Source organism: Pseudomonas sp. P1_A1, from assembly GCF_056406935.1.
The window spans coordinates 1-24,121 of the sequence record NZ_JBFTZE010000023.1; the positions used below are offsets into that span (position 1 = coordinate 1).

The window sequence follows — 24,121 nt, forward strand, 5'->3', positions numbered from 1 at the left end:
ACACGACCGGACACGACCGGGATGGACACAAATCGAGCCTGCCCGCGACAAACCTCAAGCCGAACGCGGTTTGCGTCCCGGCACAAAATGGCTCACATCATTGAACCCCGGCGTCGACGCGTGCCCCGGTGTCACCAGCGAATCGATAAAGGCTTCATCTTCCGCCGTGATTTTCACCGCCTGCGCCTTGGTGTACCCGTCCCACTGTTCTTCGGTGCGCGGGCCGACGATGGCCGAGGTGACGGCGCTGTTGTTCAGCACCCAGGCGATGGCGAACTCAACGATGCCCACGCCACGGTCCCGGGTGTATTGCTGGATCTGCTGGGCAATGCGCAAAGACTCAACCCGCCATTCGGTTTCCAGGATGCGTTTGTCCTGGCGACCGGCGCGGCTGTTGGCGTCCGGTGTCACATCCGGCGCGTACTTGCCGCTGAGCACACCGCGCGCCAGCGGACTGTAAGGCACCACGCCGAGGCCATAGTTTTGCGCGGCGGTGATCTGCTCGGTTTCCGCCTGACGGTTGACGATGTTGTACAGCGGCTGGCTGATCACCGGCCTGTCGACGCCGAGTTTGTCGGCCAAACGAATCACCTCGGCGATGCGCCAGCCGCGATAGTTCGACAGGCCCCAGTAGCGGATCTTGCCCTGACGAATCAGATCGCCGATGGCCGACACCGTGACTTCCAGCGGCGTGTTGTGGTCTTCGCGGTGCAGGTAATAGATGTCCAGATAATCGGTGCCCAACCGCGTCAGGCTGGCGTCGATGCCATTGAACAGGTGCTTGCGGCTCAAACCGCTGCGGTTCGGCACACCGTCCACCGGACCGAAGCCGACCTTGGTGGCGAGCACCCATTCGTGGCGGTGGCTGGCGATCGCTTCGCCGACGATCTCTTCGGAGCGGCCATTGGTGTACACGTCCGCGGTGTCGATGAAGTTGATGCCCTGGTCCCAGGCCTTGCCGATGATCCGCAGGGAATCTTCGGTGCTGGTCTGTTCGCCGAACATCATGGTGCCCAATGTGAGGGTCGACACCTGTAAACCCGAATGACCCAGCGTGCGATAGCTCATGACGAAATCCTTTTACCGGTCAGAAAGCCCTAATCAAATACCAGAACCGCTGCGCGGAGCAATCTGAATTATCGACGCAGTGCCTCACAACGCTCCTGCAAGAACGTTTGCAACACCTTGACCCGCTCCGAAACCTGCACCCGATGCGGGCAGAGCAAATTGAATGGCACGCTTTCGCCTTGCCAGTCATCGAACAGCGTCACCAGCCGCCCGGCCTGCACATCGGCGGCGACGTCGAGCCAGGCCTTGTAGGCGATGCCATGCCCGGCCAAGGCCCAGCGGCGGGCAACTTCGCCGTCGTCGCTGAGGTAGTCGCCGTGCACATCAACCTCCAGCACCTCATCGCCACGGCTGAAACGCCAATGGTTGTAGGGTCGGCCATTGCGCAGGTAGAGAAGGGCGCTGTGTTCGCTCAGTTCCGCCGGGGTTAACGGCACGCCGCACCGGGCCAGATACTCGGGGCTGGCGCAGGCCACGCGGCGATGCTGCGGCAGAATCGGCAGCGCCACCAACGTCGAGTCACTCGGCACACCGAAGCGCAGAGCCACATCGACCGTCTCGCGGAACAGATCGGCATGGCGATCGTTGAGCAGTAGCTGAAATTGAATGTGCGGATGCTCGCGTTTGAAGTCGTCGAGCCACGGCAACAGCACGTTGCGCCCGAAGTCCGATGGCGCGGCCAGTTGCAGCACACCACTCAAGCCTTGGGTTTGTTGCTTGAGCGCCTGCTCACCTTCGGCCAGCGCGGCCAGTGCCAGGCGCACGCTATCCAGGTAGCGCCGGCCTTCTTCGGTCAGGCGCATGCTTCGCGTGGAACGGGCCAGCAAGCGAATGCCGAGGCGGGTTTCCAGGCGTTTGAGGGCGATGCTGGCAGCGGCGGGGGTCAGCTCTAGGGCGCGGGCGGCGGCGGAAATGCTGCCGGAATCGGCGGTGCGAACGAAGATCTCCAGATCGAGAATCGAGCTCATTGGTAAAAATCCTTTAAAGATCCTTCTGATTTACCGGGATTTTTCTTCGATTGGCAACCGGAGAAGATTGAATCTCCCTAACTCGACCGGAGATCGGCTCATGACACAACTCAACGCTTGCTTGCACAATCAGACCGTCGTGGTGATCGGTGGCAGCAGCGGAATAGGCGCAGCCGTCGCCCGGGCCGCAGCCGAGCGTGGAGCCCTTGCGGTGGCGGTGAGTCGCCGCCAGCCAGCGGTCGACCATGATGCAAAGACTCGACACGAAGCGGCGGACGTCACTGATGAATCGTCGTTGCGACAGCTGTTCGAGCGTATCGGCCCTTTCGATCATCTGGTGATCACGGCCGGTCCGAGTGTGAGTGCCAAACCGTTGGCTGACAGCGATTTGCAGCACGCCCAACAGGCCTTCGATGTCAAATTCTGGGGCGCGCTGCGGGCGATCCAGGTCGCGCTGCCATACCTGAGCGCACGTGGCAGCATCACGCTGACCTCGGGTCTGTTGTCGCGCAAATTCGTCGCCGGGCAGTTCATCAAAACCACCTTGAATGCGGCGCTGGAGGCTTTGGGCAAGCAACTGGCCAAGGAACTGGCACCGCGCCGGGTCAACGTTGTAAGCCCTGGCGTAACTGACACCGAGGCTTACGCCGGCATGGACGAAGCGCAACGCGCCGCGATGTTTGCCCGTACCGCCGCCGCATTGCCGGTGGGCCGGGTCGGCACCCCGCAAGATCTGGCGGCGGCGTTTATTCTGGCCATGGAAAACGGCTTCATCAGCGGCACCGTCATCGACGTCGACGGAGGAGGGTTGCTATGAGTTGGCACTTTGATCATCTGGCCTTCAACACCCCCGACGGGCAACCGTTGCAGGAGGCCTTCGGTTCGTTGTTGGGATTGGCGCCGGGACGCCGTCCGCCGTTTCCGTTCCCCGGACGCTGGTTGTATCAGGATGCGCAGGCGCTGGTGCATGTGATCGAACAGCCGACGTTCGATGAGACGGCGTTGAGCCACATTGCCTTTCGCACCGATGAGGAGGCCGCGACGGTGTTGCAGCGGGTGCAGGCCAGTGGCTTGCCGTATCAGGTGGCGCAGGTGCCGGAGGACGGGATCTGGCAGATTTTCGTGCAGATGCCGGGTGGTTTGGTGATTGAGCTGGATGCCAAGGCGGGGAGTCTGGTGGGCGTTTAAGGACGATGTTTAAAAGACATTTCCAGATACTCACTAAGGCTACATATTCTTGCGCCGCTGCCTACGACTGCGCCAGAATCCGCCGGCTTGTGCGCCTTGGGCCTGGGTTTTATCGTTTCCCCGTCGCTGAAAAACAGCGATCGGGTTTGGTAGCCCGGGTCTCTAATTGCAAAGCACTGCCTTTTGCCGAGCCTTTTCGTCTCGTCTTTATGGTGGTCATGCGCAGGGCACCTTCGGGTGCGCCGTTTTCCTAGAGCCCGGTCTACCAACCTGCGTATGGCCTCCACCCATCGTTTGGTAGCGAGGGTGATGGCTCCTTTTAAGCGCTTTAGGAGTTTCATCTATGTTCAAACCAACGCCAAATCCACCAGAAGCGGACGACGTTTCCCCCTACGAAACCCCCGATTCCAAAAAACTCAACGAAGCCGCCGAGCGCGCCCTCGACCATTACCTCAAACCGCCCACCCCCAAAGCCACCAAGCGCAAACCCAGCACCATTTACCATGTCGGTGAGAAAGTCGATAACGAAACCCTGCTGGTCAACGCCTGCGAAACCCTGGCGTCAGCGAGCATGATGCTTAGTGAGTTCGCCGGGCTGATGGACATGCCGCATCGCAACATGATGCTGGGGATTCAATCGGTGGTCATGCTTGGGGAACTGGCCGTCAACCGGGTGCTGGATAACCTCGATCCGCAAGGCTGACGAAAGTCTGTAGTGAGAGCACTCCTTGTGGCGAGGGAGCTTGTCGGATCGCCGCACCGTCCCGCTCGGCTGCGCAGCAGTCGCAAAGCCTGGGCATGCGGTATGTCTGAAAAACCGCGATCACCGGGATTGGGGTCGCTTCGCAACCCAGCGGGAGCAAGCTCCCTCGCCACAGAAGCAATTGCGAATGCATGGAATGAGAAACGGCCCGGGAGGGCCGTTTTTGTTTTCACTGAACCTTAAACCCGCAACGTCCGGGTCATGCGCAACGCCAGCAAACTCCCACACACAATCACACCCGCCAGCAGGTACAACGCCGCATCGGTGGACCCGGTGCTGTCCTTGACCCAACCCACCAGATACGGGCTAAGGAAACCCGCCATCTGCCCCATGGAGTTGATCAGCGCCAAGCCACCGGCCGCCGCACCGGCGCTGAGCATCGCCGTCGGCACCGGCCAGAACATCGGCAAGCCGGTGAGGGCGCCCATGGTGGCGAGGGTCAGGCCGAGGATTGCAATGGCTGGGGTGGTCGCGAAGTTCACCGCAATCAACAGACCGACCGCACCCATCAGCATCGGCACCACCAGGTGCCAGCGACGTTCTTTGCGCAAGTCCGCCGAACGCCCGACCATCAACATGAACACCGCCGCCAACAGGTACGGAATCGCGCTCAACCAGCCAATCACCAGGTTGTCGCTGAAACCCAGGTTCTTGATGATCGACGGCAGCCAGAAGTTAATCGCGTAAACACCGCTCTGGATGCAGAAGTAGATCAATCCAAAGGCCCAGATCGCCGGGTTCTTGAACACTGCCCGCAAGGAGTCAGTGGTGGTTTTCGGTTTACTGGCCAGGTCTTCTGCGTGGTCGGCTTCAAGCACCGAACGCTCGTACGGGGTCAGCCACTTGGCGTTGGCGTAACTGTCGCTGAGCAGGAAATAGGCGAGGGCACCGAGGATCACGGTCGGAATGCCTTGCAGCAGGAACATCCACTGCCAGCCCGCCAGACCCGCCTGGCCTGCGCCAAAATGATTGAGGATCCAGCCGGAAAACGGGCTGCCCAGCAAACCGGATACCGGGATCGCCGACATGAACAGTGCCATGATGCGGCCACGGCGGAAGGTCGGGAACCACTGCGAAAGGTAAAGCACCACACCCGGGAAGAACCCGGCTTCGGCGGCACCGGTAAACAGGCGCAGGGTGTAGAACTCGGTGGGTGTGGTGACGAACAGCAAACACGTCGAGAGCGCGCCCCAAGTCATCATCATCAGCGCGATCCAGCGGCGCGGGCCGAATTTGCTCAGGGCCAGGTTGCTCGGTACACCGCACAGTACGTAGCCGATAAAGAAAATCCCGGCGCCGAGGCCGTACACGGTTTCGCTGAATTTCAGCGCGTCGAGCATCTGCAGTTTGGCAAACCCGACGTTCACCCGGTCGAGGTAGTTGAACAGGTAGCAGATGAAGATGAAGGGGATCAAACGCAGGGTAATGCGTTTGTAGACGGCGTTCTTGTCGTCAGCGTTGGCCAGGGTAGCGGTGGCGCTCTGTGACATGGCGGGCTCTCTCTTTATTATGATTTTTTGCGACGCAAGGGTAACGTTGGTCGCCCGGTGAGTCTCGGCCACCCCTTGGGTGGTTGTCTTTGTGCCTGAGCACAGGGTTTGCGACCCTGGCCTGTGCGGGTGAACAACCCGTCCCATCACGTTTTCAAGGATCCGCGCTATGTTCGAACTCGATCACGACCTGGCCCAGGACATCGTCGACCGGGCGATGGCCATCCTGCCGTACAACGTCAATGTCATGGACAGTCAGGGGCTGATTCTCGGCAGCGGCGAGCCGGAGCGCATCAACACCCGTCACGAAGGCGCACAACTGGTGCTGGCCAACGGGCGGGTGGTGGAGATCGACGCGCAAACGGCGATCCATCTCAAAGGCGTGCAGCCGGGCATCAATCTGCCGCTGTTGCTCGATCAGCGTTTGATCGGTGTGTTGGGCATTACCGGCGAACCGGAGCAATTGCGCACCTACGCCGAACTGGTGCGCATGACCGCCGAGATGCTGGTGGCCCAGCGCAATCAGCAGGCCGAGCAGCAATGGCGGCGCCAACGGTGCGACGATCTGCTGGCATTGCTGTTGAGCGAAGCGGGGGATTCGCCACGGTTACTGGACGAAGCGCAGCAACTGGGGCTCAAGCCGCAGCTGACACGGGTGCCGTATCTGTTCGAGTTGGGCATCGAACACGGCCCGAGCCAGACCGTCGAAACGCTCAGCGCCTGGTTGATGTCGCGCTACCCGGACAGTTGGTGCGTGAGCTCGGCCAAATCTTCGTTGCTCTGGTGCCGCCCGGCGACGCCAACCGTTGAGAATGAACGGCTGCTGGAAAAACTCGATGGCCTGGGCTGGAACATTTTGCGCATTGCCGTGGGCGGGCAGGCCGACGGCTTGTCGGGGTTGCGTCGCTGCTATCGGCGGGTCGGCGATTTGCTGGCTTACGGGCGCGATGTGTTGCCGCATTCGCGCTTGTTGATCCTGAACCGTTATCGGCTGCCGGTGATGCTCTGGCGGCACCGCGACGACGATGCGCTGGATGAACTGCTGAGGCCGCTGCGCAAAGTCATCGCCAAGGACGGTAACGGGCAATTGCTGGCAACCCTGCGCAGTTGGTGCGAACACGACGGCCAGAGCCAGGCCTGCGCCGACGCCCTGGGCATCCACCGCAACAGTTTGCGCTACCGCATGGAGCGAATCGCCGAACTCAGCGGCGTCGACCCGCTGAAGCTCGACGGAATGCTCGCGCTCTACCTCGGCGTCCAGCTCCTGCCACAAACTGACTGACACGCAAACGACGTGGGGTTTTGTGAAATTGAACAATAATCCTCACGACCGCTTGTGCAGCGGACCGGCGTTATTGTTCAGGCCTGCTGGCAGCATGGACGCATTGGAACTGGAGAATTCGCATGAAGATCGTCATTGCCCCCGATTCGTTCAAGGATAGCCTGAGTGCCCAGGGTGTGGCCGAGGCCATTGCGCTGGGGTTGGCGCAGGTTTGGCCAGATGCACAATTGCTCAAGTGCCCGATGGCTGATGGTGGCGAAGGCACGGTCGAGTCGATTCTGGCCGCGTGCGRCGGCGAACTGCGCCGCACCCGTGTTCGCGGGCCGTTGGGCGCCACGGTCGATGCGGCCTGGGGCTGGTTGCCGCAGAGTCATACCGCGCTCATCGAAATGGCCGAGGCCAGTGGCCTGCAACGGGTGCCGCCGAACCTGCGCGATGCCTGTACCAGCAGCACCTTCGGCACCGGCGAATTGATCCGCGCTGCGCTCGATGCCGGGGCGCAACGAGTGATTCTGGCGATTGGCGGCAGCGCCACCAACGACGGCGGCGCCGGGGCGATGCAGGCCTTGGGGGTGAAACTGCTGGATGCCCAGGGCCAAACCCTGGCGCCGGGTGGTCTGGCGCTGGCGCAACTGGCCCGTCTCGATTTGAGCGACATTGATCCGCGTCTGGCCGGCGTGCGTTTCGACATCGCCGCCGACGTCAATAATCCACTGTGCGGCCCTCAGGGGGCGTCAGCGATTTTCGGCCCACAGAAAGGTGCGTCGCCCGAGCAAGTCCAGCAACTGGACCTCGCTCTTGGGCACTTCGCCGAGCACTGCGCGCAAGCCCTGGACAAAGACGTGCGCGATGAACCGGGCAGTGGCGCGGCGGGCGGTCTGGGGTTTGCCGCGAAGGCGTTTCTCGGCGCGCAATTCCAGGCCGGTGTGGAAGTGGTCGCCGAACTGGTGGGGCTGGCCGAAGCGGTCAAAGGCGCCGACCTGGTGATCACCGGCGAAGGCCGTTTCGATGCCCAGACATTGCGCGGCAAAACCCCGTTTGGCGTGGCACGCATTGCACGGCAGCACGGCGTGCCGGTCATCGTCATGGCCGGCACCTTGGGCGAGGGGTATCAAGCTCTGTACGAGCATGGCATCGACGCGGCGTTTGCATTGGCAAGCGGGCCGATGACCCTGGAGCAGGCCTGCGCCGAGGCGCCGCGATTGCTGCGTGAGCGCGCCAGCGATATCGCGCGGGTTTGGCGAGTGGCCGCCCGCAAAATCCAGAACTGACACCATTCCCAGTAGCAGCAGCCTCGCAGGCTCGGCAGCTGCTACACGTTTGAAAAATATTTCTCCAGCCCCCTGCAAAAATCCTAAACCCCGGCCGATACAGCCAATAGGCGTACACAAACCTATTACAACAGTGGCGCCAAACTGAAAGGTGCGCGCCATCGCCCGCCCGCCAGTGATTACCGCAAGGATGCTCGCCGCCTCAATTACCGAGATCATCCTATGTCACTGCGTAATCTGAATATCGCGCCTCGAGCTTTCCTCGGTTTCGCCTTCATTGCCCTGCTGGTCATTGTGCTGGGTGTGTTTGCCGTGAACCGCATGACGATCATCCGCCAGGCCTCCGTGGACATGCAAAGCAATCAGCTACCCAGCGTCGGCTTCCTGGGTGTCATGACCGAAAACGTGCTGCGTCTGCGTATTCTCTCGTTCCGGGTTCTGGTGAACCGTGAGCCCGCGAGCCTGCAAGAAGCCGAAACCCGAATCGGGGTGCTGGTTGACAAGGTCAAGCAAGCGCAGGCAAGTTATGCGGCATTGCCGGCCGGCGGTGAAGAAGCGGCGTTATTCAAGACATTCTCGGCCACGCTGGACAAATACCTGCAAGCCCTGCGCGAGATGATGGAGCTTTCGCGCCAGAACAAACCGGATGAAATGCGCAACCTGATCAACACCCGGATCAAGGAAGGCACCGACCAGATGGGCGAGCAGTTGAACACGCTGATCGCCATCAACAAGGCTGACGCGACCGCGGCCGACGCCGAGGCCAACGACCAGTACGCCTTTGCTACCAATGGCATCATCGTGGTCTCGGTGCTTGCTGCCCTGATGACCGTGCTACTGGCCTGGCTGCTGACCCGCAGCATCGTCGAGCCGTTGAACCGTGCAGTGCAGGCTGCGCAAACCATTGCCGACGGCAACCTGACCAAAGCCATCGCCATCGACGGCAAGGACGAACCGGCCCGTTTGCTCGGCGCCTTGGCCACCATGCAGACGAACCTGCGCAAGACCATCGAGCAGATCGCCGGCTCCGCGACGCAACTGGGCGCCGCCGCCGAAGAACTCAGCACCGTGACGCAAGAAGCGTCCCGTGGCCTGCAACAGCAGAACAACGAAATCGAGCAGGCCGCCACTGCCGTCAACGAAATGACCGCCGCCGTGGAAGAAGTGGCACGCAACGCGGTGTCGACCTCCGAAGCCTCGAACCAGTCGACCGCCGCTGCCCGTGAGGGTCGTGACCGGGTGGTGGAAACCGTCGACGCGATTCAGACCATGACCCACGACGTGCAAAACACCGCGTTGATGATCGAAGGCCTGGCCGCTCAGGGCCGCGACATCGGCAAAGTGCTGGACGTGATCCGCGCCATCGCCGAGCAGACCAACCTGCTGGCCCTCAACGCCGCCATCGAAGCGGCCCGTGCCGGGGAGGCTGGGCGTGGCTTTGCGGTGGTGGCGGACGAGGTCCGGGCGTTGGCCCATCGCACTGCGCAATCGACCCAGGAAATCGAGAAAATGGTGGCCGGCATTCAGAACGGTACCGGTGAAGCGGTTTCGTCGATGCAGCAAAGCAATCAGCGCACCCAAAGCACCCTGGAAATGGCCCGTGCGGCAGGTGTCGCCCTGGAACAGATCACTTCATCGATTCAGCTGATCAATGAACGCAACCTGGTGATCGCCAGCGCCTCGGAAGAACAGGCCCAGGTGTCCCGTGAAGTCGACCGCAATCTGGTCAACATCCGCGACCTGGCCACCCAATCGGCCGCCGGTGCCAACCAGACCAGCGCCGCCACCCATGAACTGTCACGACTGGCGGTAGATTTGAACGCAATGGTGGCGCGTTTCGTGATTTGAGATAGGGTTGAAACTGGAACTCGCGCGTTAGGAGAAGTACATGCGCTATTCAGCCTTGACCCAACGAATCGACGGTGATGGAGCGGCAGCCTGGAAGATTCACGATCGAGCGCTGGAATTGCGCGAGCAGGGCGTCGACGTGCTGCTGCTGTCGGTCGGCGACCCGGATTTCGATACACCGCTGCCGATCGTCCACGCGGCCATCGACAGCCTGCTGGCCGGCGACACCCATTATTCGGATGTACGCGGCAGCCGCACACTGCGTAGCAGCATCGCCAGCCGTCATCGGCAGCGCAGCGGCCAGGAGGTGGACGCCGACCATGTGATCGTGCTGCCCGGCGCTCAATGCGCGGTGTATTCGGTTGCGCAGTGCCTGCTTGATCCGGGTGACGAAGTGATCGTCGCCGAGCCGATGTACGTCACCTACGAAGGCGTGTTCGGCGCCTGCGGGGCGAGCGTGGTGCCGGTGGCGGTGCGTCCGGAGAACGGCTTTCGGGTCAAGCCGGCGGATGTCGCGGCGCTGATCACCGCTAAAACCCGGGTCATTCTGCTCAACAGTCCGAACAATCCCTCCGGCGCCAGCCTCTCCTTGAAAAGCTGGCAGGAACTGGCGGCGCTGTGTGTGCAGCATGACCTCTGGCTGATCAGCGACGAGGTCTACAGCGACTTGCTGTATGAGGGCGAGCACATCAGCCCGGCGAGCCTGCCGGGTATGGCCGAGCGCACCGCGACCCTCAACAGTTTGTCCAAATCCCATGCCATGACTGGCTGGCGGGTAGGCTGGATGATCGGCCCGAAACCACTGGCCGATCATGTGATGCATCTGTCGTTGTGCATGCTGTTCGGCATTCCGGATTTCGTTCAGAAAGCCGCGCAAGCGGCACTCGATAAGGATTTGCCGGAAGTGGCACTGATGCGTGAGGAGTATCGCCAGCGACGCGATCTGGTGTGCGCGAGGTTGAGCGGTTGCCCCGGTATCCGGCCGATCAAGCCCGATGGCGGGATGTTTGTGATGCTCGATGTGCGCCAGACCGGGCTCGGCGCCCAGGATTTTGCCGAGCGGCTACTGGAAGGTTATGGCGTGTCGGTGCTGGCCGGCGAAGCCTTCGGGCCGAGTGCGGCGGGGCACATACGCATCGGGCTGGTGGTGGACCAGGTGAAGCTGGCGGAGGCGTGTCGGCGAATTGCGTCCTGTGCGGCGGATTTGCTGCAGATGCGACGGGCCTGATCAAGCCATTTCATGATCGTTCCCACGCGAGCGTGAGAACGATCAATTCCTTACCCCTTCCACGCTCCGGTATTCACCAGATTCACCGGCCGCTCACCCGCCAACGCCGCCAACAAATTTTCGACCGCGCAAGTCGCCATCGCCTCCCGCGTTTCATGGGTCGCCGAACCGATATGCGGCGTCGCCACCACATTGTTCAACTGCAACAGTGGCGAGTCATTACTCAGCGGTTCGCGCTCGAACACATCCAGCCCGGCGGCGCGAATCCGGTTCTGCTGCAACGCCTCGATCAACGCCGCTTCGTCCACTACCTTACCCCGTGAAATATTGATAAAGATGCTCTGCGGGCGCATCAAGGCGAACTCCCTGGCGCCGATCAGCTTTTCGGTTTCGGCGGTCAGCGGCAAGGTCAGGCAAATGAAGTCGGCCTGCTGTAACAACTCGGTCAGGCTGCAGTATTGCGCATTGAAGCGCTGCTCCACCGCCGGTTTCGGCGAATGGCTGTGATACAGAACCGGCATGCCAAAACCGAAATGCCCACGCTGCGCCAACGCTTCGCCAATCCGCCCCATGCCGATGATGCCCAGCGTTTTGCCGTGTACATCGCTACCAAAATGCGCCGGGCCAATGTTGCGGTTCCACTGGCCGGCACGAACCATGTTCGCCAGTTCCACCACGCGTCGGGCGGTGGCCAGAATCAGCGCGAAACCGGTGTCGGCGGTGGTCTCGGTCAACACATCGGGGGTGTTGCTGAGCAGGATCCGCCGTTCGGTCAGGTAGTCGATGTCGTAATTGTCGACGCCGACGGACACACTGGCAATCGCTTCCAGGTTCGGCGCCAGGTCCAGCAACCCGGCATCGAGTTTCAGACTGGCGCCAAGCAACCCTTGGGCGCGGGGCAGGGCCTGGCGCAGCTTGGCCAGGCCTTCGGCGTCGAGGCTGTCGATCAGTGTCACCTCGGTCTGCTCATGCAAGCGCGCCATCAGCAGCGGCGAGAGTTTCTTGTACAGCACAACCTGCTTTTTCATATCAACATCCATTCAGGAATGAGCCGGCACCGGCCGGGGCGCGGCGGCTTTGGCCACGACCCGGTCACTGGCGCCGGGCTTGAGGAAAATCGTCAGCACCACCGACACCAGCAACGCGCCGCTCATCAGCAGATAAGACGCACCGGGCGATCCGGTGGAGCTGTTCAGGTAACCGACCAGATAAGAGCCGCCAAACGACCCGAGCGCGCCCATGCTGTTGATCAACGCCATCGCACCACCGGCCACGTTGGCCGGGAGGATTTCCGGAACGATGGCGAAGAACGGCCCGTACGGGGCGTACATGCAGGCACCGGCAATCACCAGCAGGGTGTAGGACCACCAGAAATGTTCAGCACCCAGCGCGTAGGAACCGTAGAACGCAATCGAGGCGATCAGCAGCGGCGGCCAGACGAAGCGTTTGCGCTTTTGCAGTTTGTCCGAGCCCCAGGACACCAACAGCATGCCGATCACTGCCGCCAGGTACGGCAATGCCGACAGCCAGCCGGCTTCGATCATGTCCATTTGCGCGCCGGCCTTGAGGATCGACGGCAGCCACAGCACGAAACCGTAGACGCCGATGCTCCAGCAGAAGAACTGCAAGGCGAGGATGATTACTTTTGGCGAGCGAAAAGCTTCTGCGTAGTTTTTCACCGCTTTGATGCCCACCTGTTCGGCGGCCAAGGCACTTTCCAGGTCCTGCTTTTCCTGGTCGTTGAGCCACTTGGCCTGAGCCGGACGGTCATCGGCCAGACGCCACCAGATAAACGCCCACAACACTGCCGGCAAGCCTTCGATGATGAACATCCAGCGCCAGCTGAAATGCTGGATCAGGTAGCCCGAGACCACCGACATCCACAGCATCGTCACCGGGTTGCCGAGGATGAGGAAGGTGTTGGCGCGCGAGCGTTCGGCACGGGTGAACCAGTGGCACAGGTACACCAGCATCGCCGGCATCACCGCCGCTTCGACCACTCCGAGCATGAAACGAATGACGATCAGCCAGTAGGCGTTGGAGACGATCCCGGTCAAGGTCGCCAGGGCACCCCAGAGAATCAGGCTGACGAAAATCAGCTTTTTCACGCTGTGCTTCTGGGCGTAGATCGCGCCCGGAATCTGGAAGAAGAAATAGCCGAGGAAGAACAGTGCGCCGAGCAGGGAAGACAACCCCGGGGTGATCATCAGGTCCTTGGCCATCCCGGAGGCGGCGGCGAACCCATAGTTGGCGCGGTCCAGATACGCCAGGCTGTAGGTGATGAACACGATGGGCATGATGTACCACCAGCGGCGGGTGGCCAGTGTTGCGGTTTTCATAGTGATGCTCCTGAGCTTGTTGTTTTTGTCGCAGCAGGTAACGGTTTAAATGCGGTGGTGACTATGCAGACCTCATCGCGGGCAAGTCGGCATACATTTCGGCTCGGGTAGGTAACCCCTCCATATCCCCCCGGCTCTGCACCGCGCGGCTGCCGATCCAGTTGGCACGCTGCACGGCTTGGGCGACGCTGTGGTTTTCCAGCAGGGCGCTGATCAGGCCGACGGCAAACCCGTCGCCGGCACCGACCGTATCGACCACCGTTGCCACGGGCACGCCTGCAACGAAACCTTCGTCCTGGTGGGTTCGGTAATACGCGCCGTGCGGGCCAAGCTTGATCGCCACGGCTTCGGCGCCCTGGTCGAGGTAAAACGCCGCGATGTCGGCGGGGTCTTCGAAACCGGTCAGCAACCGTCCTTCGCTCAAGCCCGGCAGTACCCAATGGGCGAGGGCGGCGAGGCGGTTGATCTCGCTGATCATCTGTTGTTCGCTGGCCCACAGGCTCGGCCGCAGGTTGGGGTCGAACGACACGCTGCGCCCGGCATCGCGCATGCGGGTCATCAGTTCGAAGGACATTGCCCGGGCCGACGCGGATAGCGCCGGAGGAATGCCGGTGGCATGCAAGTGCCGGGCGTTGAGCAGCGACGGGGAAATCGACTGCACCGACAAGTGACTGGCCGCCGAACCGCGACGGAAATACTCGACCACCGGATCGCTGCCGTCATCTGCGCGGGATTTGAGTTGAAACCCGGTGGGGTGCGCCGGGTCGATGTCGACGTGGCTGCAATCCAGGCCTTCTTTCTTCAGCGTATCGATGACGAACCGGCCGAGAGAATCGGCGCCCACCCGGCTCAGCCAGGCGACGTTAAACCCCAACCGCGACAAGCCAATGGCGACGTTGCTGTCCGCCCCGGCAATGCGCTTGTGGAAGTGGCCGACGTCGGCCAGATCGCCATTCTGCTCGGCAACGAACATCGCCATGGTTTCGCCGAACGACAGGATATCGAACTCAGACATGCGCGTTCTCCAGACGTAATTGGCCGAGACAGGCGAGGGTGGCGACATGTTCGGTGGTCAGTTGCACCAGGTCATCGCCTTGCAATGGATACTCCGCCGCGCGCATCACCCCTTGGGGCATGTGCCGCAGCAATTGTTGCCACAGATGCAAGTCATTGGCCGCTGGTGGCACCGCCACCAGTTTGCCGTCGGCCCGGCGCGCCACTGCTTTGCAGTGCACGTAGCCAACATATCGGCCGAGCAACCGCGCGGCGCTGGCGGCGGATTGGTCCTGCCATTGCCAGTTGCCGATGTCGAAGGTCATTTTGATCGGCAACTGATGCTGCTCGACGTCGGCGAAGAAGCGCTGGAACGGTTCTATGCGACCGCCGTGCAAGGTCTGGTCGTTTTCCACCAGCAATTGCACAGGGCTCTGCTGCAACACATGCGCCAGTGTTTGCAGGTCGTTGTTGTCGGTGAAATAGCCCAGGGAGACTTTCAGCCATTGTGAGCCGAATGCCTCAGCGCGTTGCAGGGTCGAGAGCAGTTCCGGGTTGGGCGCCGATTGCCCGGCCAGCCACAACTCCAGCGGCGAGGAATACACGCTTTCCAGGCCCCGGGATTGCGTGGCGTCGGCCAATTGCGCGGGGTCTTCAAGGGTCAGCAGCTCTTCGCGCCATTCAATGTGCGTGGCACCGGACGCGGCCAACACCTCGACGAAACTGCCTTGGCCACGTTGGCGCACAAGCTCGGCGCCGTAGCTGGACAGGCTGATGGATACGGGTGGTTTGTTCATTGTTATCACCTCTGAAACCGGTTTCATTTCTGTTCAAAAAAAATGTTCAAAAAAATGTTCAAAGAAATATCAGTGGTCGATGTGCCGTTCTTTCAGTCACCGAAAATGCCCAAGAGTCGACCCACGCACGATCAACCGCGCCGGAAAATCCAGGGTCCGCGCCGGCCCGTCATCCCCACGCAAACGCTTGAGCAAGCACTCGAACGCACTCGCGCCAATGTCCTCGGTTGGCTGGGCTAGGGCGGTAATCCCGCTGCCCACCAACGGATACCAATCCAGATCATCCAGGGCGATCAGCCCGACATCCTCGAACAGGTTGCACTGCAATTCACGCAACGCATGGGTGCCGGCCAGCGCGGCGATGCCGTTGGCGCAAAACAGCGCTTTCGGGCCAGGGCCGGGAGTGTTCAGGAAGGTTTTCAAGCGGCTGGTCAGATCGCTGCCGGTTTCAACTACCGTGCCTGAGAGCGCCGGGCGTTGCGCAATCTGCGCCTTGAAACTGCTGACCCGCTCGATCCGTGAACTGGTGCCGTCAAATGGCTCCGTCACCATCAGCACATCGCGATAACCGCGCTCTTCCAGGTGGGCGAGGGCCATTTCAACGGCGGCAGGATTGTCCAGCCCCACCAGATCGCTATCAAACTGTTCGACCTTGCGATCCACCAGCACCATGGGCATTTCCCGCTGCAATTCGCGCAACTCATCCACGTGGTGGCCGAGGGTGTTCACGATCAAGCCTTCGATGTTGTACGAGCGCAGCAGCGCCAGGTGCTGACGTTCCTGCTCGTCATCGCGATCGGTGTTGCACACCACCAGGCTGTAGCCGTGCCGACGGCAGGCGGTTTCCACGCCATGCATCACGGCAATCGAATAAGGGTTCCGGATATCGGCCACCAACATGCCGATCAGACGCGTGCGCCCACGTTTCAAGCCGCGGGCCATCTGGTTCGGGCGGTAGCCCAATTCGTTAATCGCTTTTTCGATGCGCAAGGCAATGGCATCGGAGAGCAGGGCGCGGTCGTCGCCGATGAAGCGCGAGACGCTGGCCTTGGAGACGCCGGCTTGTTCGGCGACGTCGAGCATGGTGACGCGACTGCGTTGGGCGGCGGAGAAGTCGTTCACGGTTGAGTCTTCTTATTGTCTGAAACCGGTTTCAGGAGACACCAATTTCTTTGTTGGCGTCAAGTGAAGGTTCGTTCGGTAGCGAGAGTGAAGAACCTGTGTATCCGACAGGTGGTCGTCAGAACTATCAGATTTGACAGTAGGCAGACTAGGAAATCGAACGTTTAATTCTCCCAACGAGTGGCTTTTTGCGTTAATCGATTTCCCTTGCGAAAGTACGATGACGAGGTCAGGAATAAATGTCATTGCCCGCGGATGAAAACACATCTTCCATTGGCTCCTTCACGTCAATAGGAGATGGTGTTCTAGCAGAAATCATCAAGGTGGATGGCGTCGATCCGGTTGATGTAGACGGAAATATTCCTCTTCCACAACTGCATAAGGGAACGATTGGCAGAGTCCCAAGATGGGCGGAATACTCAGTGGATCCTGACAACCCAGACCGCTTGCAGGTGTTTTTCGAGCAGGATGGAGTTAAAAATACAATTCACGACAATTTATATAATCCGATAAATTTACGTGAAATCGAAATTCCGCTAAGCGCTGCATTATTGAGTAAAGATGGGGTCGCCTGGATTTCTTATTTGGTGAATGACGCGGACTCTAACCCGGATATCGCGCCTCCGAGAAAGTTGACCATCGATCATACGCAGTTGCCTGTTCAAAAACTGCCTGAAGCGAATTTTCTCAATGCCACTCTCTGGGGGTATTGGAATTGCTTGACTCGTCCCGCACTCAGCGGCGGGGGATGGATACACATTTTGCCCCAGTTGATCGGTAGGTCAGGCGATTTATGCGTAGTGACGTGGCGGGGATATCTTAGTTTGAATGGTGTTGGAGAAGTTGAAGAAGCATATGGTAGTTTCTCGAAGAGTCTGAGCACAGAGGATAACTCGCAAGGCTTCAATATGTTGATTCCTTTCAAACATATAAAACCATTGGAAAATAATGCCTCGGCAATCGTGATTTACCGCTTCTATCGAGCGGCAAAGTTGATCGCAGAGTCCGAGCCAGCACTGATCAAGATTGATCGTGTTATTTCCGGCGAATCACTGCCCTGTTATTACGATGCTTGAATGTTTCTGGATGCAGTTTGGTTGACGGGGCTTGTCAATTGGGCGGGAAGTTTGTTCGGTCGTAGATGAGCTGGAAAGTTTTTAGTTGTTTTGGCAAGTGTTTGTAAAAAGAGCTGTCTGTCTGTTTTTATCATGGAGCGTGTGAAATGACCATCGAAGAGAAAATCCCTGCTGGCGCAAAAAGTTCAAATGTTGGTATCGGAATACTTTCTGATCCACCCGTGGTTAAAAATCTGGCCGTGGATGGTCGCGTTAAAAAATCTGATGATGACAGGGGGTATATTGAAGTCGAACTTGATGGTTTGAACAATGCGGCGGGAGGCGGTAGTGCAACACTCGAATTGCTCTTGCCCGACGGGACCACAAAACTGCTGGACTCAAAACCTCTAGAAGGCGTCAACGTACCTTTAATGTATCGCCTGAATAAAGCAGACATTCCTGAGCTGACTACGCCTGAGGCTCCAACTGAATATTCTGTTCAGTTCAAGGTTCTCGATGGCGATGGCAACGATGACCACTCTACAGCGCCGACTCTTTTGCGGGCCAGGTATCGTGGGCCCTATGCTACGAAGACCCCCTCAAGTAGAGGGGTTGTTCCACCCGTTACCTATGTGAATGCGCCGCCCTCTGGGGTTCTTGATGGGGCTTGGTTCAACTCGAACCCGGGCGGTCTGCGTTGCAAGGTGGTCACCACTTATCCTTTTCGACATGCCGATGATACTCATCATTTTTATTTGAGCTCGAGAGCTTTAGCCTCCACATCCCAAACCCCGATTTATGAGGGGAAACTGGATGCGAATGACGAGTTTGTTGTCAGTGTCGCCGCTTTACGCGCCTTGGGTAACACGACACTTTATCAGCTCAACACTATTACTGATGTCGCGGGATTTAGAAGTATCGACTCAACGCCCAGGAGAGATCTTGAGGTTCGTCAACCGCCTGCAGTGGTATTTTTCCCCCTCACAGTTCCTGATACAGGAACGGACGGAAATACCACGTTGACTCTTAAGCATTTCAACCCGGTTCCCAGGAATGTGAAGATCATCTTGCAGCAGCCAACCCATGCTGCTGTGCGCGCGATGATTGAAGTGAAGCTTGAAAATGAAGTGGTTGGCAGCAAGGAATTGGCTGCTTCGGGTGGCCTGGAATTCGATTTGACATTCGATGCCTATAAAGCCGCTTACGGTACAACTCTCGGAGAGTTGGCCGGGAAACTGACTTACACCTACAAAGATGGAACGGCGCCAACCCAGGACTCGAACCAAGTAACAATAGTCTATATGAACGCCGATTATCCGCCGATTGGTTTGATACCGGCGCCGGATCTAGAAAGTGACAACCTGCCCCCGGTCGAGGTTACTGGCGACACCGGCACCCTAAATCATCTTGTACCGGGTGATTTCGGCAAACCAGTTACGTTTACATTCAAACTATGGGAAATGGACGTTGGTGATCCTCTCACCCGAACTGCAATAGTCAATTTTTGGTACAACAAAGAGTTTATGGGGGATAAAGAAATCGAGCCGACTGATACCGAAACTTCTCTCGAGGTAGACTTTGCAAGAGTTGCCGCCCATGGTACTGGCACCAAGGACGCTTACTGTGACATCCGCTATCTGGACGTTGACGCTACCGTTGTGCAAAAAACTCCGACTCGGGTTAACTTTGAAGCAAATGAAGTCAAACTTCTTGAGCATGTCGCGAGAACCTACAATTCCGATCGCGTCGTCAGTTGCCCAAGCTTTGATCTGGTGGGGGGCGAGCGTCTATGGCGAGTGGCAGTACCGCAAGAACAAAGTTCCTTGCCTGATGGTCAATCAATAACTATTCATGCTGATGGCTATGAAGACATTGCAATGACCACTCCCATTGGCATTCCGCACGTGGAGACAAAAAAAGTTAGTGGCACGGCGCAAACCATCTTTGATGTGAATTTTACGTATATCAAGACACTGCAAGGCCCAATCGTACCGCCACCTGGTACACCTGACTATAACTACGTGTATGTATGGTATGAAACTACGATTGCGGGAACTCTCTACAAATCACCGGAAGTACTGCACAGGGTTAACGTACGCAACACCAGCAGCTTGTTCTGCGATGGCACCGCATAATCCATGACGAAATGACCGTGCCTGGCTCACAGGGAGTCTAAGTGAGTCAGGTTGCGGTTGTTCTTACGAGTCATGAAGGAATATCCGACTCGGATAGGGACTTTTCCTACATATAAGAGTGGGGTTGGTCTGTAGTCTCCCGGCGCTCAAATCGTGCTTCACCCGATATTGCCGACAACTCAATGTAAGAGCCCCCATATGTCCAGGTTTTCTTCGTGTTCAAAAAAAAACGTCAAAGGTTACGCATTATCGGCGCTCTCATCGTTAATGTTTCTCGGAGCACCTGCGCATGGCGGTAGCGTTCCTGCAGGCCAGACCCACACCATTGACAACTCCCTGCCCCCGGAAGATTGGACGCTGAACGCGGGTTCTACGCTCATCTCCAACGGCGCCGAGACGCTGATCATCGGGGCTGAAAGTGCATTGTTCAACGCCGTTGGTGGAAGCGCACAACGCCTGGATGGCAGGCTCAATTCAACGTTCAATCTCACGAATGCGTCAGTTGATCGTATAGGGGGGGGCTTTGCCATAAGGCTGAGCGACAGCACAGCAAACCTGACGAACAGTACGGTGACCAGTGACGACATCGGTCTGCAACTCATCAGGAATAATGCCGGGCAAATTGGCTCTACCGTCACGTTGACGAACAACAGCTCTGTAACAGCGTTAAACGGTGGCGCTCTTATGACCGGTTTCAGTCAATTGAACGTCTTGAATTCATCGATAGAAGCCACTGATGCAACCAGTTATGGTGTTCGATTGAGTCACGCCGATCTTAATGCGGCTGGCAGCACCATTATTGGAGGGTTGAACGGGTTGGAAGTCGGGCGAGAAATAGTTGATCTCGCGAGAACATCCGCGGTGACGCTGGATAGTTCAACCATCGAAGGAAAATCCGGTTCGGCCATCGTTGTGGGTTTTCAGGATCGTGCGGGAATCACGGCAAACATAGACGTACTCAACGGCTCCCGACTGGTCGGGGCCAATGGCACGATGCTCGAAGTCAACGATGGTGCCGCGGTCAATCTTAAAGTGGATCGGAGCGACTTGGCGGGCAATATTATCGTTGAGTCTGGCAGCACAGCGAAGGTCACATTGCAAAACGCCTCGATTCTGAACGGCAATTTACAGAACGTGACCCAAACCAGGCTTGATACACGCAGCACCTTGAACGGCGACGTGCAAGCGGTCGCAGGTACTGGAGCCATGGTCAGTCTCGACAATGGATCGGTGGTCAACGGCAATATCGACAACGTCTTCAGCTTGTCGCTGAACAACGGCAGCAGGATGACTGGAGACGTGCTCACCGACACCAATGGCAGCGTGCTGCTGGACAACGGCTCGGTACTGACCGGCCAAATCAAAAACTCCGCCAATCTGAATATCAATAACTCAGCRCAATGGGTAATGACGGGCGATAGCTCCGTGCAACGTCTCGCGTTGAATGATGGCGTGGTTCGCATGGGGACGAACGAGCAGTTTCAGCAACTGAACGTGGGTGATCTTTCCGGCAAGGGCACCTTTGTGATGGGCACCGACCTGGGTAACGGCAACACAGATTTCCTGAACGTCACCGGCAACGCCAGCGGACAACATCAACTGCAAATCTCCGCCACCGGCACCACGCCGGTCACTGCCGAGCCGGTGAAGGTCGGTAATATCGCTTCCGGCGACGCGAGCTTCTCGTTGGGTAATCGTGACACCGTGGACGCCGGCACATTTGTCTACAGGCTTGCGAAGGAAGGCCAGGGCTTGTATCTGAATCCGGACAAGAAGACCGTCAGTACTTCAAGTAATACGGCGTTGGCCCTCGCCGGGAGTGCGCGCAGCGTGCTGAATGCTGAAGCGGCCATGCTTAGCGACCAATTGGGCGACCGCAGTCTGAACGTCCGACCCGAAGCGTCGATGCGGGCGATGAACGACAGCTCGGTAAAAAACCTCAGCAACAGTGTCTGGGTTCGCACTTATGGCAACCAGTACAATGTCGATAACGCCTATGGTGATGGCTACACCCAGAATCAGACCGGTATTACGGGTGGTGCCGACACAACTGTGGATTTGGGCGGCAGGCCGTGGGTAGTGGGTGGATTCGTCGGGACAAGCCATACCAAAATGGATCTCAAGTACGGTTCCAGCGCCACCGTCGACAGTGTGAATGCCGGCGTCTATGGCAGCACGTTCGATGTTGAGAGTGGTGTGTTCGTCAATGTCATGGCCAAGATCAACCAGTTCGATAACAAGGCCAACGTCACCATGAGTGATGGCACTCGGGCCAAGGGCGATTACAAAGCCTTGGGCGCCAGTGGTTCGGTGGCCGTCGGTAAGCATATTCGCTTGAAGAACGACTACTTTGTCGAGCCTCAAGTACAGGTATCGACCGGTGTCACTCAAAGCGACAAGTATCGGCTCGACAACGGCCTGGAAGTAAAAAGCGACACCATGCGTTCAGTGCAAGGCAAGGTTGGTGTCCGCGGCGGGCGCGTCATCACTCTGGACAACGGCAGCCGGCTCGAGCCCAGCCTGATGACGGCGTTCAATCACGAGTTTGTGAAGAGCAATGAGGTCAAGATAAACGACAACAGTTTCGATGATGACCGCGCCAGTAGCTCGATTGAGTACGGAGCAGGTTTGAAATGGTCGCCGGCTCAACGCAACTGGCAGGTTTCCGGCCAGGTCGGTGGCAGTAAAGGCACCACCGTCAGTCAGGAATGGAGCGGCAGCTTGAGAGTGAGCTATTTCTTCTGATGAGCGTTGTTTCAATGAAGTGACCTAATAAAAATGCCCCGAGACTGCCGGGGCATTTTTTGTGCAGTCATCAGCTAAACAGACCCGCCGCGATATTGATCGAAAACCCGAGAATCGCCGTGTTGAACAAGAAAGCGATCAACGACTGCGCCAGTACGATTTTGCGCAAGCCGCGGGTGGCTACGCCCACGTCTGCTGTTTGTACGGCGACGCCGATGGTGAACGAGAAGTACAAAAAGTCCCAATAGTCGGGCTTCAGCTGCCCCTCGGCAAATCGCAGCGCAGGTTCCTTGCCTTCCCAAGTATAGAACAGCCGCGCGTAATGCAGGCTGAAAATCACCCCGATCAACAACCATGAACCGATTATGGTCAGCCCGGTGAAGCCGTAGTGAAACAGCCGGTGATAAGTGTCCAGATCCTTGCTTCCCGCCAGTTGGAGGGTAATGGCGGCGAGGCTGGCCAGCGCGGCCATGCTCACGGTGAACAGCACCAGCCCGGCGTTTTCGTCTTCGACTGCGGCAATGCGTTTCACATCGTCGGCTTTGGCGCGCATGGTCAGCCAGATGATCAGGGCCAGATACGTCCAGACCCCGGCGTTCCAGCCGATGAGGATTTTGCCGAGGATCGAATCGGCCGGAGCCAGAATGCCTGCCGCGACGCCAAAGGTGGCGGCGGCGGACAGGCGAGGGTGGGTGCGGGCGAGGAAGGGCATGGGGGTTCACGGTCAGGGGCTTTTCAGCACCTTAGCCCTGGTGTGAGTGGTGCGGCAAGTGCGGGGGCTTTGAAGGTCATCGCAGCCCTGTTAGTCAGGCCTGACGCTTTACGCGCTCGAAACTAAATTTCCCGTTTTTGATCGCGATAGTTCCGGCCGAAGATTCGGCCGTGACATTATCGAGGGTGCCTTCCAATGAGTCCCCTGTAATTGAGGTTATCGTAAAGGAACCGCTAATCGCGTCGTAGCCGACTACGCTGACACTGTCCATATAAAGAACATAAATCTTGTTCCTGTCATTATTCAGTTCATACGTGCCGGGGCCAAGATCTTTGGCAATGTAGATAGTCACGCTGTGCCGCCAACGATTTGGAATGCCTACGTTATCAAAGTAACCGGACCACGCACGGTAGTGCTCCTTTGGAAATATCACCTCGTTGGCAGGTCGTTCGGCAAAAGTAAAATTGTTGGCCTCGTACTGATGTGTGATGTGCCCTGAAATGTCAGCCGTGAATGAACCGATCGCTGTGTCATCGCCCAACACGGAGCGGCTTGGATCGAAGCCCTTAAGTTCAACTGCGCCATCGGTGACTGTCAGCTCCTCTTTTGACGGAGAGAACGCATTGAACTGAAAAGTGCAGGTGGCTTCTTGAGCCGCTACATTGAGGGTTACGACAACTTCACCCGAGGTGGCAATGTAGGGGGTGAACAAACTTTCGTTGTGCATCCAAAAGGTGGCCTTTGCGGTGTCTAGGTTTTCGTACACATTATCAATTTTGTAGATGCGATTCACTACATCTCCTTGATCAGGAATGCGCAAAACGATACTTCGATAAAGGTAGAGCGTTTGCTCCAGATCTTGGGTTGCCATTGCAATGTAACGATTTTCCTGGGGATCCAGATACAGCTTCATTTTGGTAGGTGAGCCCACATAGGGCTCAGGAAGCTCTTTTATCTTTGCGGTGAATGTTCCGGTAGTGATCCCGAGTGAGTTTCTGGTTAAATCATCCATTTGGAGACTCCTTAGTTGAGGGGCAACAACGTCGTTGATTGTTGAACCCAGCGTAAAGAGGAGTCCAACCCTCGTGAACTATCAGTTCTGATAGTTCACGAGGGT

At 58.3% G+C, this 24,121-nt stretch carries 20 protein-coding genes and 1 pseudogene; 11 read left to right on the top strand and 10 right to left on the bottom strand.

Annotated elements, in window-relative coordinates; all coding sequences use genetic code 11:
- Positions 1–54: 54 nt before the first annotated feature.
- Together AC1D2Q_RS26005 and AC1D2Q_RS26010 are read right to left on the bottom strand one after the other, a co-directional pair.
- Complete coding sequence (locus AC1D2Q_RS26005; protein ID WP_018929082.1) at positions 55–1,068, bottom strand: aldo/keto reductase; 1,014 nt, start codon at positions 1,066–1,068, stop codon at positions 55–57.
- A 68-nt stretch (positions 1,069–1,136) separates the two neighbouring features.
- The gene (locus tag AC1D2Q_RS26010; RefSeq protein WP_477815040.1) at positions 1,137–2,036 is read right to left on the bottom strand and encodes a LysR family transcriptional regulator; all 900 of its coding nucleotides are present in this window, start codon (positions 2,034–2,036) and stop codon (positions 1,137–1,139) included.
- A gap of 100 nt (positions 2,037–2,136) precedes the next feature.
- On the opposite strand from AC1D2Q_RS26010, the gene AC1D2Q_RS26015 reads away from it, so the two are divergent.
- From AC1D2Q_RS26015 to AC1D2Q_RS26025, 3 genes are all read left to right on the top strand, one after another.
- Positions 2,137–2,853 carry an SDR family oxidoreductase gene (locus AC1D2Q_RS26015; RefSeq protein WP_477815041.1) on the top strand — a complete coding sequence of 239 codons (717 nt, stop codon included), beginning with the start codon at positions 2,137–2,139 and terminating at the stop codon, positions 2,851–2,853.
- Positions 2,850–3,224, top strand: coding sequence for a VOC family protein (locus AC1D2Q_RS26020; protein ID WP_477815042.1), 375 nt, complete (start codon positions 2,850–2,852; stop codon positions 3,222–3,224). The genes AC1D2Q_RS26015 and AC1D2Q_RS26020 overlap by 4 nt, the downstream gene beginning before the upstream one ends.
- A 343-nt stretch (positions 3,225–3,567) precedes the next feature.
- Positions 3,568–3,927 carry a DUF6124 family protein gene (locus AC1D2Q_RS26025; RefSeq protein ID WP_477815043.1) on the top strand — a complete coding sequence of 120 codons (360 nt, stop codon included), beginning with the start codon at positions 3,568–3,570 and terminating at the stop codon, positions 3,925–3,927.
- A 239-nt stretch (positions 3,928–4,166) separates the two neighbouring features.
- Here AC1D2Q_RS26025 and AC1D2Q_RS26030 read toward each other — a convergent pair whose 3' ends face one another.
- Positions 4,167–5,477, bottom strand: a complete 1,311-nt coding sequence (locus AC1D2Q_RS26030) for an MFS transporter (RefSeq protein WP_477815044.1) — start codon at positions 5,475–5,477, stop codon at positions 4,167–4,169.
- Between the two features lie 169 nt (positions 5,478–5,646).
- On the opposite strand from AC1D2Q_RS26030, the gene AC1D2Q_RS26035 reads away from it, so the two are divergent.
- From AC1D2Q_RS26035 to AC1D2Q_RS26055, 5 genes and pseudogenes are all read left to right on the top strand, one after another.
- On the top strand, positions 5,647–6,759 hold the full coding sequence (locus AC1D2Q_RS26035; protein WP_477815045.1) for a sugar diacid recognition domain-containing protein: 1,113 nt from the start codon (positions 5,647–5,649) through the stop codon (positions 6,757–6,759).
- Positions 6,760–6,881: 122 nt separating this feature from the next.
- The gene (locus tag AC1D2Q_RS26040) at positions 6,882–8,030 is read left to right on the top strand and encodes a glycerate kinase (protein ID WP_477815046.1); all 1,149 of its coding nucleotides are present in this window, start codon (positions 6,882–6,884) and stop codon (positions 8,028–8,030) included.
- 222 nt (positions 8,031–8,252) lie between these two features.
- Positions 8,253–9,020, top strand: a pseudogene (locus AC1D2Q_RS26045) (MCP four helix bundle domain-containing protein); the annotation flags it as partial.
- Positions 9,015–9,878 carry a methyl-accepting chemotaxis protein gene (locus AC1D2Q_RS26050; RefSeq protein WP_371929189.1) on the top strand — a complete coding sequence of 288 codons (864 nt, stop codon included), beginning with the start codon at positions 9,015–9,017 and terminating at the stop codon, positions 9,876–9,878. The pseudogene AC1D2Q_RS26045 and the gene AC1D2Q_RS26050, both read left to right, overlap by 6 nt.
- 40 nt (positions 9,879–9,918) lie before the next feature.
- Positions 9,919–11,106 (top strand): pyridoxal phosphate-dependent aminotransferase, encoded by a 1,188-nt coding sequence (locus AC1D2Q_RS26055; protein ID WP_477815047.1) that lies wholly within the window; start codon positions 9,919–9,921, stop codon positions 11,104–11,106.
- A 50-nt stretch (positions 11,107–11,156) separates the two neighbouring features.
- Here the strand turns inward: AC1D2Q_RS26055 and AC1D2Q_RS26060 are convergent, their stop codons facing one another.
- The 5 genes from AC1D2Q_RS26060 to AC1D2Q_RS26080 all read right to left on the bottom strand — a co-directional run bounded on the left by AC1D2Q_RS26060 (position 11,157) and on the right by AC1D2Q_RS26080 (position 16,357).
- Entirely contained in the window at positions 11,157–12,134 is a 978-nt protein-coding gene (locus AC1D2Q_RS26060; RefSeq protein ID WP_477815048.1) for an NAD(P)-dependent oxidoreductase, read from the bottom strand.
- 12 nt (positions 12,135–12,146) lie between these two features.
- Entirely contained in the window at positions 12,147–13,445 is a 1,299-nt protein-coding gene (locus tag AC1D2Q_RS26065) for an MFS transporter (RefSeq protein ID WP_019649635.1), read from the bottom strand.
- 61 nt (positions 13,446–13,506) lie between these two features.
- Entirely contained in the window at positions 13,507–14,460 is a 954-nt protein-coding gene (locus AC1D2Q_RS26070; protein ID WP_477815049.1) for a sugar kinase, read from the bottom strand.
- On the bottom strand, positions 14,453–15,235 hold the full coding sequence (locus AC1D2Q_RS26075) for a sugar phosphate isomerase/epimerase family protein (protein ID WP_477815050.1): 783 nt from the start codon (positions 15,233–15,235) through the stop codon (positions 14,453–14,455). Before AC1D2Q_RS26075 ends, AC1D2Q_RS26070 begins: the two co-directional genes overlap by 8 nt.
- 96 nt (positions 15,236–15,331) lie before the next feature.
- Positions 15,332–16,357, bottom strand: coding sequence for a LacI family DNA-binding transcriptional regulator (locus AC1D2Q_RS26080; RefSeq protein WP_477815051.1), 1,026 nt, complete (start codon positions 16,355–16,357; stop codon positions 15,332–15,334).
- Positions 16,358–16,596: 239 nt separating this feature from the next.
- Between AC1D2Q_RS26080 and AC1D2Q_RS26085 the strand changes: the two genes are divergently transcribed.
- The 3 genes from AC1D2Q_RS26085 (at position 16,597) to AC1D2Q_RS26095 (ending at position 22,292) form a co-directional block, all read left to right on the top strand.
- Positions 16,597–17,433, top strand: a complete 837-nt coding sequence (locus AC1D2Q_RS26085) for a hypothetical protein (RefSeq protein ID WP_477815052.1) — start codon at positions 16,597–16,599, stop codon at positions 17,431–17,433.
- Positions 17,434–17,579: 146 nt separating this feature from the next.
- Positions 17,580–19,547, top strand: coding sequence for a hypothetical protein (locus tag AC1D2Q_RS26090; protein WP_477815053.1), 1,968 nt, complete (start codon positions 17,580–17,582; stop codon positions 19,545–19,547).
- 198 nt (positions 19,548–19,745) lie between these two features.
- Positions 19,746–22,292, top strand: coding sequence for an autotransporter outer membrane beta-barrel domain-containing protein (locus AC1D2Q_RS26095; protein WP_477815054.1), 2,547 nt, complete (start codon positions 19,746–19,748; stop codon positions 22,290–22,292).
- 70 nt (positions 22,293–22,362) lie between these two features.
- Here AC1D2Q_RS26095 and AC1D2Q_RS26100 read toward each other — a convergent pair whose 3' ends face one another.
- Together AC1D2Q_RS26100 and AC1D2Q_RS26105 are read right to left on the bottom strand one after the other, a co-directional pair.
- Positions 22,363–23,004 carry a DUF1345 domain-containing protein gene (locus AC1D2Q_RS26100; RefSeq protein ID WP_477815055.1) on the bottom strand — a complete coding sequence of 214 codons (642 nt, stop codon included), beginning with the start codon at positions 23,002–23,004 and terminating at the stop codon, positions 22,363–22,365.
- A 94-nt stretch (positions 23,005–23,098) separates the two neighbouring features.
- Positions 23,099–24,016: a hypothetical protein gene (locus AC1D2Q_RS26105; protein ID WP_477815056.1), complete on the bottom strand. Its 918-nt coding sequence runs from the start codon at positions 24,014–24,016 to the stop codon at positions 23,099–23,101.
- Positions 24,017–24,121: the final 105 nt, after the last annotated feature.

Coding starts and splice junctions, on each gene's coding strand:
- AC1D2Q_RS26090 (WP_477815053.1), top strand. CDS start 17,580: ATGACCATCGAAGAGAAAATCCCTGCTGGCGCAAAAAGTTCAAATGTT.
- AC1D2Q_RS26075 (WP_477815050.1), bottom strand. CDS start 15,235: ATGAACAAACCACCCGTATCCATCAGCCTGTCCAGCTACGGCGCCGAG.
- AC1D2Q_RS26060 (WP_477815048.1), bottom strand. CDS start 12,134: ATGAAAAAGCAGGTTGTGCTGTACAAGAAACTCTCGCCGCTGCTGATG.
- AC1D2Q_RS26105 (WP_477815056.1), bottom strand. CDS start 24,016: ATGGATGATTTAACCAGAAACTCACTCGGGATCACTACCGGAACATTC.
- AC1D2Q_RS26015 (WP_477815041.1), top strand. CDS start 2,137: ATGACACAACTCAACGCTTGCTTGCACAATCAGACCGTCGTGGTGATC.
- AC1D2Q_RS26020 (WP_477815042.1), top strand. CDS start 2,850: ATGAGTTGGCACTTTGATCATCTGGCCTTCAACACCCCCGACGGGCAA.
- AC1D2Q_RS26100 (WP_477815055.1), bottom strand. CDS start 23,004: ATGCCCTTCCTCGCCCGCACCCACCCTCGCCTGTCCGCCGCCGCCACC.
- AC1D2Q_RS26030 (WP_477815044.1), bottom strand. CDS start 5,477: ATGTCACAGAGCGCCACCGCTACCCTGGCCAACGCTGACGACAAGAAC.
- AC1D2Q_RS26025 (WP_477815043.1), top strand. CDS start 3,568: ATGTTCAAACCAACGCCAAATCCACCAGAAGCGGACGACGTTTCCCCC.
- AC1D2Q_RS26085 (WP_477815052.1), top strand. CDS start 16,597: ATGTCATTGCCCGCGGATGAAAACACATCTTCCATTGGCTCCTTCACG.
- AC1D2Q_RS26055 (WP_477815047.1), top strand. CDS start 9,919: ATGCGCTATTCAGCCTTGACCCAACGAATCGACGGTGATGGAGCGGCA.
- AC1D2Q_RS26005 (WP_018929082.1), bottom strand. CDS start 1,068: ATGAGCTATCGCACGCTGGGTCATTCGGGTTTACAGGTGTCGACCCTC.
- AC1D2Q_RS26035 (WP_477815045.1), top strand. CDS start 5,647: ATGTTCGAACTCGATCACGACCTGGCCCAGGACATCGTCGACCGGGCG.
- AC1D2Q_RS26065 (WP_019649635.1), bottom strand. CDS start 13,445: ATGAAAACCGCAACACTGGCCACCCGCCGCTGGTGGTACATCATGCCC.
- AC1D2Q_RS26070 (WP_477815049.1), bottom strand. CDS start 14,460: ATGTCTGAGTTCGATATCCTGTCGTTCGGCGAAACCATGGCGATGTTC.
- AC1D2Q_RS26010 (WP_477815040.1), bottom strand. CDS start 2,036: ATGAGCTCGATTCTCGATCTGGAGATCTTCGTTCGCACCGCCGATTCC.
- AC1D2Q_RS26050 (WP_371929189.1), top strand. CDS start 9,015: ATGCAGACGAACCTGCGCAAGACCATCGAGCAGATCGCCGGCTCCGCG.